The following is a 15,945-nucleotide window of genomic DNA, read 5'->3' on the forward strand; positions in this document are numbered from 1 at the left end:
TGTCAGTCGCGCATACTGCTTTGGGCCAGGTCCAGCAGTTCGCGATTGGCCACGGCGAACATGGCGAAATCCGGCGCATTGGTGGTGTGCAATTCGCTCAGCATCTCCCGCCAGCGTTTCAGCAACGGCGCCTCCTGCTTTGACCAGGCCTTGAAACAGCTCTCCGTATCGCCGTCGCAAGCCTCCGCCATGTGCCTCAGGGCGCCCACCGCCAGGGTGCGCTGCTGCCACTCCAGATCCTCCAGATAGGTATCCCGGGCCATCGCCTGCCACTCGTTGTCGATCTTGCTGGCCAGGATCTGGCCGCTGAACCAGTCCAGCTCCAGTTTCTCGCCCAGGAAGTAATACAGCTCGGCCACCTGCAACAGCGGCGAGGCGGTCTCCGCCGCGGCCTGGATAATGCCCAGGGCGGTGTAGGACAGCACCGCGCTGGACACCCGGCGCGCCAGCGTCTCGCCGACGCCGGCGTCGAGGTAGCGGCGCTCCAACCCCTCGAACTGCTCCTTCAGGCGGCCGCGCAGCAGCTCGGGAACCGCCTCGCGCAACGTCGCCACGCCGTCGCCGAACTCGGCGATGCAACCGGTGGGGGCCAGCTCGTGGCGGCGATTGCGCAGCAACCAGCGCACCGCCCGCCGCACCAGGCGAATCAGGTTGAGCATCATCTCCAGCTGGATACGGGCGTCCACCAGGTGATCCAGGGCCTCGATTTCGTCCCACAACCCGGCCACGGAGAACACTTCCATCACCGTGGTATAGGCCCGGGCCACGTCCGCCACCGGCGCCCCGGTGGCCTTGCGCTGGCGCTGCACGAAGGTCAGGCCCATGCGGTTGACGATATCGTTGGCGATCTGGGTGCACATGATTTCCCGGTGCAGGCGGTGCTGGCGCAGCTCCTCGCCGTAGGTCTCCAGCAGGCGCTCGGGGAAGGCGGTGCGCACCGCGTTGGCCAGGTGCGGGTCCTTGCCCAGGTCCGAGTCGATCAGCTGCTCCTTGAGCATGGCCTTGGTATAGGACACCAGCAGCGACAGCTCGGGCCGGGTCAGGCCCTTGCCCTGAACCAGGCGATCGGCCAGCTCCTCGTCCGAGGGAATGAACTCCAGCTCCCGGTTGAGGCGACCGCTGTGCTCCAGGTAGTTGATGTAGCGCTGATACTCGCCGCTGCGCTCCAGGGCCTGGAACTCGGCCAGGCTGATGGCCTGCACCTGGCGGTAGTTGTTCTTCAGCACCAGTTCGGCGACGCTCTCGGTCATCTCCTCCAGCAGGGCGTTGCGGTGCTTCTCGGTGAGGTCGCCGCGGGCCACGATGGCGTTGAGCAGGATCTTGATATTGACCTCGTGGTCGGAACAGTCGACGCCGCCAGCGTTGTCGATAAAGTCGGTATTGGAACGGCCGCCGTGCAGGCAGTACTCCAGGCGCGCCATCTGGGTCATGCCCAGGTTGCCGCCCTCGCCCACCACCTTGCAGCGCAGCTGGTTGGCGTTGACCCGCACGCCGTCGTTGGACTTGTCACCGACCCCGGTGTGGGACTCGAGGCTGGACTTGACGTAGGTGCCGATACCGCCGTTCCACAACAGGTCCACCTCGGCGCACAGCAGACGCGTAATCAGTTCGTTGGGCGTCAGGTGGTCTTCGTCGATGCCAAAGCGGGCTTTCATCGCCGGGGTCATGGTGATCGACTTGGCCGAACGGCTGAACACACCGCCGCCCTTGGAAATCAGCGCCTGGTCGTAATCGGCCCAGGAGGAGCGCGGCAGTTCGAACAGGCGCTGGCGCTCGGCGAAACTGGCGGCGGCGTCGGGTTCGGGGTCGACAAAAATGTGCAGATGGTTGAAGGCCGCCACCAGGCGGATGTGCTCCGAGCGCAGCATGCCGTTGCCGAACACGTCGCCGCCCATGTCGCCGACACCTACCACGGTGAAGTCGGTGGTCTGCTCGTTGACACCCATCTCGCGGAAGTGGCGCTGCACCGACACCCAGGCGCCGCGGGCGGTGATGCCCATTTTCTTGTGGTCGTAGCCGGCGCTGCCGCCGGAGGCGAAGGCGTCGCCCAACCAGAAACCGTACTCGTCCGCGAGGGCGTTGGCGATATCCGAGAAGGTCGCGGTGCCCTTGTCCGCCGCCACCACCAGGTAGGGGTCCTCCTCGTCCTTGGCCACCACCTGCGGCGGGCGCTGGATGCCGGATTCGGTGCGGTTATCGGTGATGTCCAGCAGCCCGCGGATAAACAGCTTGTAGCATTCCACACCCTCCTGCTGGATCTCGTCGCGACCCATGTCCGGGGTCAGGTTCTTGGCCACGAAGCCGCCCTTGGCGCCCACCGGCACAATCACCGCGTTCTTCACCTGCTGCGCCTTCACCAGGCCCAGCACTTCGGTGCGAAAATCCTCCAGCCGGTCGGACCAGCGCAGCCCGCCGCGGGCCACCTTGCCGCCGCGCAGGTGCACGCCCTCCACCCGGGGGGAATACACGAAGATCTCGTACATGGGCACCGGCGCCGGCACCTCTGGAATCGCCCGGGGGTCGAGCTTGAACGAGAAATAGGGCTTGAGGACGCCGCGCCCGGCCTCCTGGAAGAAGTTGGTGCGCAGGGTCGCCTTGATCACGGTGACGAACTGCCGCACGATGCGATCCTCGCTCAGGTTCTGCACCTGCTCCAGGGAGTCCAGGATGCGCTGCTCCACCGCTCCCTCGCGCTGGGCGCGCCAGTCCTCGTCGCCGTCGAACACCGGCGAGAAGCGGGTCAGGAACAACTCCACCACCCCCGCGGTGATGTGCAGGTGGTTGGCCATGGTCTCGGCGATGTAGTCGACGCTGTAGGGGAACTGCAGCTGCCGCAGGTAGCGGGCATAGGCCCGCAGCAGGGCGATTTCCCGCCAGCTCAGGCGGGTGCCCAGCAACAGGCGGTTGAAGGAGTCGTTCTCCGCCTCGCCAAACCAGATACGCGAGAAGGCGTCCTCGAACTCGTCGCGCACCTGCTCCAGGTCGATGTCGTTGGCCAGGGAGTAGATCAGGCTGAACTCCTGGATCCAGAAGGTCTGGCCGTCGGCGGCGCGCACCCCGTAGGGCCGCTCCGACACCACCCGCAGCCCCAGGTTTTCCAGGATCGGCAGGATGTCCGACAGCGGCAGCGAGTCGCCGCGGTGGTAGAGACGCAGGCGCAGCTTCTGGTCGCCCTCCTCCAGCAGCCGGTACAGGCGCATGGCGAGTTCGTCGCCGGACTGCAGCGACAGGATGCGGTGAATATCCATCACCGCCACGCGGGGATCGAAGTCGTCGCGGTAGCCCGGCGGGAACCCGGTGCCGAGGTTGCGCGCGTGGTGTTCGCCCTGCTCCTCGCCGAACTCCTCCACCAGGCGGATGCGCAGGCGGTCTTCCCAAGCGAGGGTGGCTTGCACTATCTGTTCCTCGATTTCATTGACATCGTAACTCCGAACGTCCGCGGGGTTGACCCGCAGCACGAAATGGCAGCGCACCAGGATGGACTCCGAGAAGTGCGTGGTGAACTCCGACTCCTCGGCGCCGAAGGCGCGGGTCAGGATGTCCTGCATCAGCACCCGCCGCTCGGTGGTGTAGCGGTCCCGGGGCATGTACACCAGGCAGTTGACGAACTTGCCGTGCACGTCCTTGCGCACGAACAGGCGCGTCTGGCGCCGCTCCTGGATGCGGTTCACCGCCATCACCGTGTCGAACAGCTCGCGTATGCTGGACTGGAACAGCTCGTCCCGGGGGAACAGTTCCAGCACCCGCTCCAGTTCGCGCCCGTCGTGCTCGCTGAAGTCCAGGCCGGAGAGCTCGATCACCTGCTCCACCTTGCGCCGCAGGATGGGGATCAGCGAGGGGTGCATGGTATAGACAGTGGAGGTGAACAGGCCGATGAAGCGATGTTGCCCCAGCAGCTCGCCGCGCTCGTCGAAAACCTTGATTTCCACATAGTCGGGATAGGCCAGGCGGTGCACCCGCGAGCGCACGCGCGACTTGGAGAAACTGAGCTGCCGGCGCTGCAGTTCGTCCGGTGGCATGGCATTGATATCCGCGAGCAAATCCTGGGGGCCGCGGGTGCTGCGCTTGCGCAACAGGCCCAGGCTGGCGTCCTCGTCCACCAGCACCTCGACCTGGGCGCCCTCGCGCCGCACCGCGAGGTACTCGTAGCCGAGGAAGGTCATGTGGTCCTGGCGCAACCACTGGCAGAAGGCGATGGCCTCCTCGCGGTAGTCCTCGTCCACGCAGCCGGTGTTGGCGATGACCTCGGTGGCCTCGTCCAGCCGCTGGCGCATGGCGTGGAAATCGTCCACCACCAGCGCCACTTCGCCGAGCACCGCCTCCAGGGTATGGCGCAGCTCCTCCAGTTCCTCGGGCTGGGAGTGCCGGCCGATCTCGAAGTACAGCAGGCTCTCGTGGGAATCGCCGTCGGCGCCGTCGTCGTCGAGCACCGCCTGCAATCCGTTGTCGGCGTCGCGCCGGGTCACCAGGTTGCAGCTGGCCAGTGCGTGAATGCGAATATTGCGCTGGTTCAGCTCGCCGCGCACCGAGGCCGTGCAAAACGGCATGTCCCGGCACAGCACCGCCACCACCGTGTACTTGCTTTCCCAGCCGTGCCCCTGGAGCTCGGGATTGAAAATCCTAACCTTGGGCCGCGGCGCGTCCCAGCTGTCCATGAAGCGCAGCAGGCCATAGAGGCAGCCGTACAGGTTTTCCACCGAACGGCCGCGCATGTCCTCGGCCGGAAAGCGGCTGAGAAAGGCGCCGGCCAGGTTGTGGAGCGAGCGTCGGTGCGCCGCGTCGCCACGTTTATCAATGCGTTGTGCCAGCTCTTCAAGCAGGCTGTTTTTTACTGCGTCCCATGCCATGGATATTTTGCTCGCGTCCGGTCGGGGCCCCTTGCGGCGGGCCCCGTGATTTGCCCGATAGTCTAGACTAATTCGCCTTCGCTGTAGCCAGCCGCGGGCGGAACTTTTGCACACGGCCCCGGTCACAGCAGCACCTTTTCCGCGGCGATTGGCCCGGCGCCGCGCATTGCGTAGAATGCGGCGCACCTCCGCCGGCTGCCGCGGTGGTCGCAATGCCCATGATAAAGTGCAGTAAACAACAGGAGATCGCGTGGCAAGCGCAGAGCTGAGAGCATTGGAAAGCTGGCTCAGCCAGCAGATTATCGGTCAGGCCCATCTGGTTGAGCGCCTAATTATCGCCCTGCTCGCCGACGGCCACCTGCTGGTGGAGGGCGCGCCCGGACTGGCCAAGACCCGGGCCATTAAATCCCTCGCCGATGGCATCGAGGGCAGCTTTCACCGCATTCAGTTCACCCCTGACCTGCTGCCCGGCGACGTGACCGGCACCGAGATCTACCGCCCCCAGGACGGCAGCTTCCTGTTCCAGCGCGGCCCGGTGTTTCACAACCTGGTGCTGGCGGACGAGGTGAACCGCGCGCCGGCCAAAGTGCAGTCGGCGCTGCTGGAGGCCATGGCCGAGCGCCAGGTGAGCGTGGGCACCCAGACCTACGACCTGCCGGAACTGTTCCTGGTGATGGCCACCCAGAACCCCATCGAGCAGGAGGGCACCTATCCCCTGCCGGAAGCTCAGCTTGACCGTTTCCTGCTGCACGTCAGGGTCGGCTACCCCGACGCCGCCGCGGAGCGCGAGATCCTGCGCCTGACCCGCGCCGAAGCCGCGCATCGCGGCGGCGAACCGCCACAGCCGCTGTCCCAGGAAACCGTGCTGGCGGCGCGCCGCGAAGTGCTGGCCATGCACATGGCCGAAGCGGTCGAGGATTACATCGTGCAGCTGGTGATCGCCAGTCGCGAGCCCGCGCCCTACTCCGAACAACTGGCCGCGTGGATCGAATTCGGCGCCAGCCCGCGGGCCACCATCGCCCTGGACCGCTGCGCCCGCGCCCACGCCTGGCTGCAGGGCCGTGACTTCGTTACCCCGGACGATGTGCAGGCGGTCGCCGCCGATGTGTTCCGGCACCGCCTGCTGTTGAGCTTCGAGGCCGAGGCCAACGGGGTCACCGCCGACCAGGTGATTCGCGAACTGCTGGCCCTGGTGCCGGCTGGCTGAGCCGGAGGGCCATGCAACACGCAATCGTGCAACGACCGCCACAGGGCGCCTACGCCGACCTCGGCGAGTTGATCGCCCTGCGTTTCCCCGCGGCGCAACTGCAGCTGTGGCGACGCAAGCGCGCGCTCAGCGTTCTCGCGGGCCCCAACAAATCGAACTTCCGCGGCCGCGGCATCGATTTCGACGAGGTGCGCGGCTACCAGCCGGGGGACGATATCCGCGCCATCGACTGGCGCGTCACCGCGCGCACCGGCAGCGCCCATACCAAACTGTTTCGCGAGGAACGCGAGCGCCCGGTGTTGATTGCGGTCGACCAGCGCAACAGCCAGTTCTTCGGTTCCCGCCACTGTTTCAAGTCGGTGCTGGCGGCCCACCTGGCGGGCCTGGTGGCCTGGAGCGCGCTGAACAACGGCGATCGCGTCGGCGGCCTGGTGTTCAACGGCCAGGATCACCGCGAGATACGGCCGCGCCGCAGCCGCAAAACCGTGCTCGCCATTCTCTCGCAGGTCGTCGAGTACAACCACCGCCTGCCGCTGGCGGACACCGAGGCCAGCGATAGCTTCGCCGCCATGCTGGCCAATCTGCGCCGCGTGGCCCGGCCGGGTAGCAGCATCTACCTGATCAGCGATTTTCACGGCGCCACCGAGGCCCGCGCCCGCGAGCACCTCTACCAACTGGCCCAGCACGCCGAGATTTCCGCCTTTGCCTGCCGCGACCCGCTGGAGCAGGCGCTGCCGCGTTCCGGCGTGTACGCGGTCACCGACGGCAGCGAACGGGCGCAATTGAATACCGCCGACACCGCCCTGCGCCGCGCCTTCGAACACCAGGCCCGCGAGCGCGCCGAGACCCTGGCCAGCGACCTGCAGCGACTGGGTATTCCACTGTTGCAGTTCACCACCGACCAGGCGCCGCTGCCCACACTGCAGCGCTACTACGGCGAGGCCCGGCCTGGCGCGGCCCGGCCTGGCGTGGCCCGGCCTGGCGTGGCCCGGCCTGGCGAGGCGCGGCGCTGACCATGCAGGCACAGGACCCGCTCGCCCAGTTGCACCCCTTGCGACAACCGCCGGAACCGCACTGGTGGCCGCCGGCTCCCGGCTGGTGGTTGCTGGCGGCGCTGGCGCTAGTGGCGCTGGCCGCCCTCGCCCTGTGGCTGTGGCGACGCCACCGCGCGCGCCGCTACCGGCGTCTGGCGGTCGCGCAGCTGGACGCCTTGCATGCCGCGTGTACGGCCTCAAGCGACAAGCCCTTCATAGAACCCTGCAATCGCCTGCTGAAGGCGGTCGCGGTGCGCAGTTTTCCGCGGCGCGAGGTCGCCGCGCTCAACGGCGAGGCGTGGTTGGACTTTCTCAACGATACCGCCGGCGGCAAGGGGCCGCCGCTGTTCGGCCCGGCCTTCGTGCGCCAGCTCTACCGCCCGCCGGCGGAAGAAATCGAGCGCGACGACCTGTACCGGGCGGCGCGCCAGTGGATACGGCGCCACAGGAGCGGCCGATGATCGAGTGGGTCTGGCCCTGGTTGCTGGCACTGTTGCCCCTGCCCTGGTTGCTGCGCCGCCTGCTGCCGGCGGCGCGCTCGCGACAGGCGGCGCTGCGGGTACCCTTTTATGAACAGTGGCGCGCGTTGAGCGAACAACGCGGCGGCGCGAGCGGCGCGCGCCAGTGGCCCGCGCTGTTGTTGCTGTGGCTGCTCTGGGCCTGCCTGGTGGCGAGCGCGGCGCGACCGATATGGATCGGCGAACCGGTGGAATTGCCCAGCAGCGGGCGCGACCTGATGCTCGCGGTGGACATCTCCGGCAGCATGCGCATCGAGGACATGGTGCTGGGCCAACAACAACTGCGCCGCATCGACGCGGTCAAGGTGGTGGGCGCCGATTTTATCGGCCGCCGCGCCGGCGACCGCCTGGGCCTGATCCTGTTCGGCAGCAAGGCCTACGTACAGTCCCCGCTCAGTTTCGACACCGCGACCGTGCGGCGCTTCCTGGAGGAAGCGCAAATCGGTTTCGCCGGCCAGGAAACCGCCATCGGCGACGCCATCGGCCTGGCGGTCAAGCGCCTGAAAGAGCGCCCCGCCGACAGCCGCGTGCTGATCCTGCTCACCGACGGCCAGGACACCGCCAGCTCGGTGCAGCCGATGGACGCCGCCCGGCTGGCACGCGACCTGGACATACGCATCTACACCATCGGCATCGGCGCCGACCGCTTGACCCTGCCCGGCCTGTTCGGTTCCAGTTTCGGCTCTCGCCAGGTCAACCCCTCGGCGGAACTCGACGAGGACAGCCTGCGCGCCATCGCCGAACTCACCGGCGGGCGCTATTTCCGCGCCCGCGACCCTCGGGAGCTCGCCGGCATCTATCAGTTGCTGGATGAACTGGAGCCGGTGGAGCAGGACGTCGCGCTGTACCGGCCGCGCCAATCCCTGGGCTACTGGCCCCTGGGCGGCGCGCTGGCGCTGAGCTTCGCCCTGGCCCTGCTGCACTGCTATCGCAGCGGCCTGTTCCGGCGCGCCGGCGCTTTGGCCGGCGGCGAAGGGAGGGCGGCCTCGTGACCCTGGGGGCACTGCACCTGATGCGCCCGGAATGGCTGTGGGCGCTGCTGCCAGTGGCGCTGCTGGGACTGGCGCTGGGTCTGTCGGGGCGCCGCGCCGGCAGTTGGAGCAACGTCATTTCACCGGCGCTGCTACCCTACCTGGTGGGCGGGACCCCGGCGAGCGCTCCAGCGCGGCGCGGCCGCGCCCTGCCCTGGCTAGTGGCGGGCTGGGTACTGGCGGTCATCGCCATGACCGGCCCCAGCCTGGAGAAAATTCCGCAGCCGGTTCACCAGCGCGAGGACGCCCTGGTCATCCTGCTGGACTTGAGCTACTCGATGAAGGCCGCCGACCTGGCGCCCTCGCGCATCGACCGCGCGCGGCAAAAGATCCTGGATCTGTTGGCGCGGCGCCGGGAAGGCCAAACCGGCCTGGTGGCCTTCGCCGGCGACGCCCACGTGGTGACCCCGCTGACCGACGACAATCCCACCATCGCCAACCTGCTGCCGGCGCTCAACCCGGACATGATGCCGGTGCCGGGCAGCGACGCAGCGGGCGCGGTCGAACTCGCCCTCGACCTGCTGCGGTCCGGGGCCGCCGGCAGCGGCCGCATCCTGTTGCTGACCGACGCGGTCAGCGAGCGCCAGCGGCAAGCCATCGCCGGGGCGGTGCGCGATGCCGGTGTCGAGCTGGTGGTCATGGGTGTGGGCACCCCCAGCGGTGCGCCGCTGCCGCTGCCGGACGGCGGTTTCCTCAAGGATCCGAGCGGGGCGATCGTGGTGCCCGCGCTGAACGAGGCCGAGCTGCAACAGTTGGCGGAGCGGGCCGGGGGCAGCTACCTGCCGATGCAAATCGGCAGCGACGACCTGGAGGCCCTGGCGCAACGGACCACCCTACCGGGCCGCGAGCGCCTGTCCGCCGCCGAACGCCGCGCCGACCAGTGGGAGGACCAGGGCTACGCACTGGTGTTACTGTTGCTGCCGCTGGCGGCGCTGCTATTCCGTCGCGGCCTGCTGGTCACCGCCCTGCCCTTGCTGTTGCTGGGCGGCCCCGAGGCCGCCCGCGCGCAAGGCTGGGACGACCTGTGGCTGACTCCGGACCAGCAGGGGCGGCGGGCCCTGCTCGAGGGCGACGCCGAGCGCGCCGAGCAATTGTTCGAGGATTCGGCCTGGGCCGGCACCGCGGCCTACGAACACGGCGACTTCGACGCCGCGGCGCGGCAGTTTGGCCGCGGCGATAGCGCCGACGACTGGTACAACCGCGGCAACGCCCTGGCCCGCGCCGGCGAGCTGGACGCGGCAATCGAGGCCTTCCGCGAATCGCTGGCCCGGCAACCCGAGCGCAGCGACGCCCGGGACAACCTGGAATTGGTCGAGACGCTGAAAGAACAGCAGCAGCGCGATCAACAACAGCAACAGGGCGACCAAGCGGGTGAGCGGGACCAGCAGTCCGGTGGCGAGCAACAACAGGACAGCGATTCGCAGCCGCAGGAAGATAACCCGCAGCAACAGGGCGGAGACTCGCGGCAACAGGACGACGGGGGCTCCCGGCCGGAGCCTGGCGAGCCCGAACAGTCGCAACAGTCGCCGGAGGACTCGCAATCCGGTACCGAAGCCGGCGACGAGGCGAGCGCCCCCCGGGAACAGGAGCCACAGGCCGGGGACGACGGCAGCAGCGCGCAAGCGGGTGAGCCACGGGACGGCGAAGCCGAACAGGGGCCGGCCGCGGCCGCGCCGGACCCACAACAGGCCGAGCGCGACCAGGCCTTGCAGCAATGGCTGCGCCGGGTACCCGACGACCCTTCCGGTCTGCTGCGCGAGAAATTCCGCTACCAAAGCCGGCAGCGGCAACAACAGGGAGAGAAGCCGGAAAATGACACGTACTGGTAGGACAATGGTGTTCGCGATGGCGCTGCTGACCCTGTTCAGCGCCGGCGCCAGGGCGGCGCTGGAAGCGAGCGTCGACCGCCGGCAAATCGCCATGGGCGACACCCTGCGCCTGGTGATCGAAACCACAGGCGACGAGGAACTGGCCGACATCGACCTGGAGCCGCTGAAGCGCGACTTCGACATCCTGCAACGCTCCTCCGCCAGCAGCGTGCAGATCGTCAACGGCCAGCGCAGCCATACCAAGCAACTGGTGGTGGACCTGAGCCCGCTGCGCCAGGGCGCCCTGCGCATACCGCCACTGGCCAGCGGCGGGGAGCGCTCCAACGCGGTGACCGTGGAGGTAGGGCCGCCCCCGGAGCTGCCCGGCGGCGACCAGCAGGTGCTGTTCGAGGCGGAGGTGGACCGCGAGGCGGTCTATGTCCAGGGCCAGGTACTGCTCACCCTGCGGATACAACAGGCGATCAATCTCGATGCGCGCAGTGTCAGCGAACTGCGGCTGGACAATGCCTTTGTCAAACCGCTGGAGCAGAACTCGTTCCAGCGCACGGTCGACGGCCGGCCCTGGCTGGTGCACGAAATTCGCTACGCCATCTTCCCCGAGTCCAGCGGCACGCTGGAGATTCCGCCCCAGACCTTCAGCGCCCGCGAGAGCATCGCCCGGCGCAGCCTGTTCGACCGCGGCAACGGCCGCCTGGTGCGGCGCGTCACCGAGCCGCTGCGCATCGAGGTGCTGCAGCAACCGGCCGCCTACCCGGACGGTGCCACCTGGCTGCCGGCGACCTCGCTGGCGATCGAGGAGCAGTGGTCCACGCCGCCGGAACAACTGCGGGCGGGGCAGTCGGCCACCCGCACCATCCGCGTCACCGGCAGCGGCCTGCAGGGCGCGCAGCTGCCGCCCGTGCTGTTCCCCGCGACCCCCGGGCTCAAGTACTACCCCGACCAGCCGCAAATCAGCGAGAGTGAATCGAGCAGCGGCCTGGTGGGCCAGCGCGTGGACAGCGCGGCGCTGGTACCGACCAGCGCCGGCACCTACCGCATTCCGGAGGTACGCATTCCCTGGTGGGATACCGAGTCCGGGGCGTTGCGCGAGGCGGTACTGCCGGGCCGGGAGATCCAGGTGGCGGCCGCCGCGCCCCACAGCGCGCCCTCGCCCCTGCCGGCGCCCGCCACCACCACGGCGAACCGCGACGCGGTCACCGCGACGGGAACGGCAGTGGAATTGTGGATCTGGCGGGGCGTGGCCCTGTTCAGCGCCCTGGGCTGGCTGGCGACCCTGGCCTGGCTGTGGCGTCAGCGACAGCAACAACAGCGGGCGCCGGTGGAACACGAGCGCGCCTTGCCCGGCGAGGCCGCGGCCTACAAGACACTGCTGGCGGCCTGCGCCGCCGACCAGGCCACCCGCGCTCGGCGGGCCCTGCTCGACTGGGGACGGGCCCTGATGCCCAACGAGCCGGACCTCACCCTGGACGGCTTCGCCGCTCACTGCGCAGACGCGCGCCTGCGGTCGGCCATCGATACCCTGAACCGCGAACTCTACGCCGGCGACACCGGGCACTGGCGCGGGGACGAACTCGCGGCGCTGGCCAGGGAATTACGCAAGCCGCTGCGCAAGCGCGCGGCGGGCGAGTCCCCCGCCCTGGGCCTCTACCCCGCCTGACTCAATCCTCCAGGGACTTGCTCACCACCTCGTAGACATCCGGCGACAGGCCGGGCAGCGCCGCCAGGCGCTGCAACTGGGCGCGCATCAGATTGGCGCGCTCGCCCGCGTAGTTGCGCCAGCGGGTCAGGGGCGTCAGCAGGCGCGAGGCAATTTGCGGATTGCGGCTGTTGAGCTGCTCCACCACGTCGGCGAGGAAGCGGTAGCCCTCGCCGTCGCCGCGGTGAAACTGCAGCGGGTTGCCGTTGGCGAAACCGCCCACCAGGGCCCGCACCTTGTTGGGGTTGCGCAGGTCGAAGGCCTCGTGGGCCATCAGCTGCCGCACCCGCTCCAGGGCGTCGTCGCCGGGCATCGCGGCCTGTACCTGCAACCACTGATTGACCACCAGGGACTCGTCGCGCCAGTCGCGGTAGAACCCCGCCAGGGTTTCCTCCCGCACCTGCGCCGCTGCGCGCTGGGAGATCACCCGCAGCGCCGCCAGGCGATCGGTCATGTTGCCGGCGGCGGTGTACTGGGCGCGGGCCAGGTTGATGTGCTCCTCGCGGGCGGCGGCCAGGTACTCCAGCGCGGTATTGCGCAGGCCGCGGGCGGCGATCTGCGCCGCCTCCGGCGCGTAGGGGGCATCGACCGCGCTGCGCCGGTAGGCGTCGAGCCAGTTCGCCTCGCAGTGGCTGGCGAGCGCGCGCAGCACGGTTTCCCGGGCGCCGTGAATAGCCTCCACGTCGGCGCCGCCGCGCTGCGCCGCCAGCTCCGCCAGGTAGGTCTCGCCCGGCAGGCGCAGCATGTCCGCGACCATGGCCGGGTCGGCGCTGGTGTCGGCCAGCAGCGCGTCACAGGCTTCCAGGTAGACCGCCGCCACCCGCGGTTCCTGGTTGGCCTGCAGTTGCTCCTGCACCTCGTTGATCACCGACACCGCCAGCTGTTGCGCCGCGTCCCAGCGCACGAAACCGTCGTCGTCCCGGCGCATCAGCGCGCACAGGTCCTCGCGCGCATAGCCGTACTCGAGGCGCACCGGGGCGGAGAAGCCCCGCAGCAGCGAGGGCACCGGCTTCTCGCCCACGCCCTCGAACACGAAGCGCTGCTCGGCGGCGTCGATCATCAATACCCGGTGGGTATTGTCGGCGGTCTCGGCGTCCGGCGCCTCGCCGGCCAGGCGCAGGGGCAGGTTGCCGGCCTCGCCCAGCAGGCCCATGGCCAGCGGGATCAGCAACGGCTCCTTGTGGGGCTGCCCCGGCGTGGGCGGGCAGCTTTGGGACACCACCAGGGTGTAGCGCTCGCGCTCGGGATCGTATTCGTCGCGCACCGTGAGCAGCGGCGTGCCGGCCTGTGAATACCAGCGGCGGAACTGACCGAGATCGAGGCCGGAGGCGTCCTCCATGGCCCTGACGAAATCCTCGCAGGTCACCGCCTGGCCGTCGTGGCGCTCGAAGTACAGGTCCGAACCCTTGCGGAACTGCTCCGGCCCGAGCAGGGTGTGGATCATGCGCACCACCTCCGCGCCCTTCTCGTAGACCGTCACGGTGTAGAAATTGGAGATCTCGATAAAGGAGTCCGGGCGTACCGGGTGCGCCATGGGGCCGGCGTCCTCGGCGAATTGCAGGGTGCGCAGCACCGTGGCGTCCTCCACCCGCTTGACCGTGCGCGAGCCCATGTCGGCGGAGAACTCGGCGTCGCGGAACACGGTAAAACCTTCCTTCAGGCTGAGCTGGAACCAGTCGCGACAGGTCACCCGGTTGCCGGACCAGTTGTGGAAGTACTCGTGGGCGACAATCGCCTCCACGGTCTGGAAGCCCTTGTCGGTGGTGGTTTCGGGGCTGCACAGCACGCAGGAGCTATTGAAGATGTTGAGGCTCTTGTTTTCCATCGCCCCCATGTTGAAGTCGTCCACCGCCACGATGTTGAAGATATCCAGGTCGTACTCGCGGCCGTAGACGTCCTCGTCCCAGCGCATCGCCTTCTTCAGCGAGCGCATGGCGTGGTCGCACTTGTCGAGGTCTTTCTCCTCGACAAAAATGCGCAGCGCGACCTCGCGGCCGCCGCAGGTGGTAAAGCTGTCGTCGACACTGTGCAAATCCCCCGCCACCAGGGCGAAGAGGTAGGCCGGCTTGGGGAAGGGATCGTCCCAGCGCACGCGGTGGCGCCCTCCCGGCAGTTCCTCCCTCGCCACCGCGTTGCCATTGCTCAGCAGCACCGGGTAGCGCGCGCGGTCGGCCTCGATCGCCACCTCGAAGCGCGCCATCACGTCGGGGCGGTCCAGGTAGTAGGTGATCTTGCGAAAGCCCTCCGCCTCGCACTGGGTGCAGAACATCGTGCGCGACTTGTACAGGCCCTCCAGGGAACTGTTGTCCTGGGAGCGGATGCGGGTGCGGGTACTCAGCTCAAAGCGCGCCGGCACGCGGTGCACCAGCAGGGTCTCGTCCCCGGCCTGGAACTCGTCGTCGTCCAGTGCGCGCCCGTCCAGGGCCACCGACTCCAGCTGCAGGTCCTGGCCGTGCAGCACCAGCGGCGCGTCCCCGGCCACGCCGTCATTGCGGCGCAGGTGCAGGGTGGCCTCCACCGTGGCGTGGTCCTCGTGCAGGTCGAAATACAGCACCGTTTTATCGATGAGGTAGGCCGGCGGCTGGTAGTCCTTGAGATAAATGGCGCGGGGTTTGGCGTCTCGCATGGATACCTCGATAACTCAGAGTCGGTGGAGGGCGACCTGGTAGCCGCCGTACTTGCGCAGGTTGATCACTCCGGTGTCGAAAATCAGGTACTGGCCCTTGATGCCCATCAGGGTACCCTCGATGGTCGGGCTCTTGTCGAGGTTGAAGGACTTCACCTTGGCCGGGTACTCCAGCACCGGGTAGTCGATCCGGGTCTCGGGCTGGCCTTCCAGCACGCTGATCGCCTGCAAGCCGTGCTCGGCTTGCAAGGCCTCGACCTGGGCGGCGCACTCCGCCACCAGTCGCTGGCGCTGGGCCTCGAGATCGACCTCATCGTTCGCGCCCTTGAGCATCGCCTGCCAGCTGGTTTTGTCGGCGACGTGCTGCTTGAACAGGGTCTCCACCAGTCCGGACTGGTAGCGGCTGCCGACCCGGAAGATGGGCAGGGCCTGGGTGGCCCCCTGGTCCATCCAGCGGGTGGGCACCTGGCTGTGGCGGGTGATGCCCACCTTGAGGCCGGAGGTGTTGGCCAGGTACACGATGTGGTCGATCATGCAGTGGGTCTCGCCCCACTGCGGTTCCCGGCAGGTACCCTGGTGGTAGTGGCATTTTTCCGGGCTGACAATGCAGCTGTCGCACTGGGCCAGGCGCTTGAAACAGGGGTAGCAGTAACCCTGGCTGAAGCTCTTGCTGGTCTTGCGGTCGCAGTGGATGCAGTTGATCTGCCCGCGGTATTCCAGTTGCAGGGCTTGCCCCACCAGGGTGTTCAGCGGTTCCAGGTGCTCGCCCAGCACCATCTGGTATTGCACCGGCGTTTCCAGTGCGGTGTGCATTTTGCGCAGGGGACCTGCTGCCAGCTCTTGGGCCAATTCGAGCTCCTATCGAACGTCGGTTGGGAAAATCAGTCGCGCCAGGACAGGGGCTGCGGCGCGGGGTCGTCGCACACCTCGCCCGCCTTGTGGCCGCGGTCGATGTAGCCGACCCGCTCCCCCTCGGGCAGGTTGCGCTGTCCCCAGGCGATCACCGCCTGCAGGCAGTGTTCACGCTGCTCGGGGGTCAGGCGGCGGCCGTCGGGCCATTTGCCCAGCTCCACCGCCCGCTTGAGGTCGCGATAGACCTCGGGCGTCATGCTGTCGATGAGTTGGCGGTAATCCATGGGGGTATGCGAGGTACGTGT

10 protein-coding genes are annotated in these 15,945 nt (G+C 68.3%); 6 read left to right on the forward strand and 4 right to left on the reverse strand.

Annotation, left to right across the window (positions count from 1 at the left end; genetic code table 11):
* Positions 1–2: 2 nt before the first annotated feature.
* Positions 3–4,847 carry an NAD-glutamate dehydrogenase gene (locus JYP50_RS15335; RefSeq protein ID WP_206561429.1) on the reverse strand — a complete coding sequence of 1,615 codons (4,845 nt, stop codon included), beginning with the start codon at positions 4,845–4,847 and terminating at the stop codon, positions 3–5.
* Between the two features lie 250 nt (positions 4,848–5,097).
* On the opposite strand from JYP50_RS15335, the gene JYP50_RS15340 reads away from it, so the two are divergent.
* From JYP50_RS15340 to JYP50_RS15365, 6 genes are read left to right on the forward strand one after another with little or no spacing between them, the layout of a single operon-like run.
* The gene (locus JYP50_RS15340; protein ID WP_206561430.1) at positions 5,098–6,054 is read left to right on the forward strand and encodes an AAA family ATPase; all 957 of its coding nucleotides are present in this window, start codon (positions 5,098–5,100) and stop codon (positions 6,052–6,054) included.
* 11 nt (positions 6,055–6,065) lie between these two features.
* Positions 6,066–7,067, forward strand: a complete 1,002-nt coding sequence (locus tag JYP50_RS15345) for a DUF58 domain-containing protein (RefSeq protein WP_206561431.1) — start codon at positions 6,066–6,068, stop codon at positions 7,065–7,067.
* A 2-nt stretch (positions 7,068–7,069) separates the two neighbouring features.
* Positions 7,070–7,549 carry a DUF4381 domain-containing protein gene (locus tag JYP50_RS15350; protein ID WP_206561432.1) on the forward strand — a complete coding sequence of 160 codons (480 nt, stop codon included), beginning with the start codon at positions 7,070–7,072 and terminating at the stop codon, positions 7,547–7,549.
* On the forward strand, positions 7,546–8,598 hold the full coding sequence (locus JYP50_RS15355; protein ID WP_206561433.1) for a vWA domain-containing protein: 1,053 nt from the start codon (positions 7,546–7,548) through the stop codon (positions 8,596–8,598). Before JYP50_RS15350 ends, JYP50_RS15355 begins: the two co-directional genes overlap by 4 nt.
* Entirely contained in the window at positions 8,595–10,466 is a 1,872-nt protein-coding gene (locus JYP50_RS15360; protein WP_347136811.1) for a VWA domain-containing protein, read from the forward strand. Before JYP50_RS15355 ends, JYP50_RS15360 begins: the two co-directional genes overlap by 4 nt.
* Positions 10,450–12,123 carry a BatD family protein gene (locus JYP50_RS15365; protein WP_206561434.1) on the forward strand — a complete coding sequence of 558 codons (1,674 nt, stop codon included), beginning with the start codon at positions 10,450–10,452 and terminating at the stop codon, positions 12,121–12,123. The genes JYP50_RS15360 and JYP50_RS15365 overlap by 17 nt, the downstream gene beginning before the upstream one ends.
* 1 nt (position 12,124) lies before the next feature.
* On the opposite strand, the gene pepN is transcribed toward JYP50_RS15365, so the two are convergent.
* Genes pepN through JYP50_RS15380 form a run of 3 tightly spaced genes read right to left on the reverse strand, consistent with a single transcriptional unit; the run spans position 12,125 to position 15,924 of the window.
* Positions 12,125–14,788 (reverse strand): aminopeptidase N, encoded by a 2,664-nt coding sequence (pepN, locus tag JYP50_RS15370; RefSeq protein WP_206561435.1) that lies wholly within the window; start codon positions 14,786–14,788, stop codon positions 12,125–12,127.
* A gap of 15 nt (positions 14,789–14,803) precedes the next feature.
* Positions 14,804–15,637 (reverse strand): DUF2797 domain-containing protein, encoded by an 834-nt coding sequence (locus tag JYP50_RS15375; RefSeq protein WP_431311303.1) that lies wholly within the window; start codon positions 15,635–15,637, stop codon positions 14,804–14,806.
* 32 nt (positions 15,638–15,669) lie between these two features.
* A complete protein-coding gene (locus JYP50_RS15380; RefSeq protein ID WP_206561436.1) occupies positions 15,670–15,924 on the reverse strand; it encodes a YeaC family protein in 255 nt (84 codons plus the stop codon).
* Between the last annotated feature and the right edge of the window lie 21 nt (positions 15,925–15,945).

The sequence above is a fragment of the Parahaliea mediterranea genome, from assembly GCF_017255185.1.
Lineage (GTDB): Bacteria > Pseudomonadota > Gammaproteobacteria > Pseudomonadales > Halieaceae > JAFKCZ01.

What these genes read in the sequence shown, in the direction of transcription:
- JYP50_RS15335 (WP_206561429.1), bottom strand. Translation starts at nt 4,847, where the DNA reads ATGGCATGGGACGCAGTAAAAAACAGCCTGCTTGAAGAGCTGGCACAA.
- JYP50_RS15345 (WP_206561431.1), top strand. Translation starts at nt 6,066, where the DNA reads ATGCAACACGCAATCGTGCAACGACCGCCACAGGGCGCCTACGCCGAC.
- JYP50_RS15350 (WP_206561432.1), top strand. Translation starts at nt 7,070, where the DNA reads ATGCAGGCACAGGACCCGCTCGCCCAGTTGCACCCCTTGCGACAACCG.
- JYP50_RS15355 (WP_206561433.1), top strand. Translation starts at nt 7,546, where the DNA reads ATGATCGAGTGGGTCTGGCCCTGGTTGCTGGCACTGTTGCCCCTGCCC.
- JYP50_RS15365 (WP_206561434.1), top strand. Translation starts at nt 10,450, where the DNA reads ATGACACGTACTGGTAGGACAATGGTGTTCGCGATGGCGCTGCTGACC.
- pepN (WP_206561435.1), bottom strand. Translation starts at nt 14,788, where the DNA reads ATGCGAGACGCCAAACCCCGCGCCATTTATCTCAAGGACTACCAGCCG.
- JYP50_RS15380 (WP_206561436.1), bottom strand. Translation starts at nt 15,924, where the DNA reads ATGGATTACCGCCAACTCATCGACAGCATGACGCCCGAGGTCTATCGC.